The organism is Kaistella haifensis DSM 19056, assembly GCF_000735695.2.
GTDB lineage: Bacteria > Bacteroidota > Bacteroidia > Flavobacteriales > Weeksellaceae > Kaistella > Kaistella haifensis.
On sequence record NZ_JASZ02000090.1, the window covers coordinates 1 to 1,059 of the forward strand.

The window sequence follows — 1,059 nt, forward strand, 5'->3', positions numbered from 1 at the left end:
GGAACCAGAGCGGCAATAGAACCTATCATCGGACATTTAAAAACCGATTTTAGGCTGGCAAAAAATTACTTCATGGGAGAAACGGGACCACAAATCAATGCATTACTAGCTGCAACCGCTTGGAACATGAAGAAAATGATGGAACTACTGAAACAGAAAATTATTTTCTTATTTTATAAGATACAAATTATGCTGTTTTCTAATCCTGTTTTTAAATATAAATTAAATAGTGGGTTTTGTTAAGGAACGACTAAATACCATAGTTGTTAAGTAAAATAAAAATTGTTTCATAATCTTTTTTTACAAAGCAACTCAGATAATTTTGTTCAAAAAAATAAGTTATTTACTTCGTTTAGGTTTTTATGTAATCTATCAAATTTCTTATTTAGAGTAGCAATTTGTCAATACTATTTAACAGACAATCTTTGTAACTTTTTGCTATTGTGATTTTATGTTCGCCAACAATTAAATGATTATCTTCTATATATTCCACATTTTTCAAATTCACGATGTTTGAATTATGAACCCTCATAAATTCATCAGGCAATTTGTCAATAAGGTCTTTTAAGGTTTTGTAGTAAACATACTTTTTGTTGTTTTTGACAAAAATTTCAACATAATTTCCCAATCCTTTTACAAACAAAATGTCGTCAAAACTTAACTTGATTAATTTTCTATCAGCCTTTATAAAAGTGAAATTTTGTTGATTTGTCATTTTATGGTCGTTTCGTTAAAATTCTGACTAACGTTAAATTTTAATATTGATAATCAGTATTTTGTGATTTCAATATCTCTGTCAGTCAATCCAAATTTAGTGATTTGTTTTTGAATTCTTTTGGCTGCAGCAATTTTTCTTTTCTCGTCAAGGAACAGATATAGTGAAGGTGGTTGGTAGCTTTGCCCTTTCACAAGCATGTTCCAGATGATGACGGCAAGTTTGCGGGCCAGTGCAGAGACAGCAGTTGCTCTTCCTTTCTTGTAGTTCAACCTTTTGAAAAAGTCTGCGAGCCAGCCTTCTTTGAGATTACCGATGGCATTGGCAGTGTTTCGAAAGGCAAT

Annotated in this window: 1 protein-coding gene and 2 pseudogenes; 1 reads left to right on the plus strand and 2 read right to left on the minus strand. The window is 31.3% G+C overall.

All coding sequences use genetic code 11. The annotated features are described in order from the left end of the window. A pseudogene (locus tag AP75_RS14455) lies at positions 1 to 243 on the plus strand (hypothetical protein); the annotation flags it as partial. Between the two features lie 142 nt (positions 244 to 385). On the opposite strand, the gene AP75_RS14005 reads toward AP75_RS14455, so the two are convergent. Together AP75_RS14005 and AP75_RS14010 are read right to left on the minus strand one after the other, a co-directional pair. Then, entirely contained in the window at positions 386 to 715 is a 330-nt protein-coding gene (locus AP75_RS14005) for a LytR/AlgR family response regulator transcription factor (protein ID WP_088265006.1), read from the minus strand. 53 nt (positions 716 to 768) lie between these two features. Beyond that, positions 769 to 1,059, minus strand: a pseudogene (locus AP75_RS14010) (hypothetical protein); the annotation flags it as partial.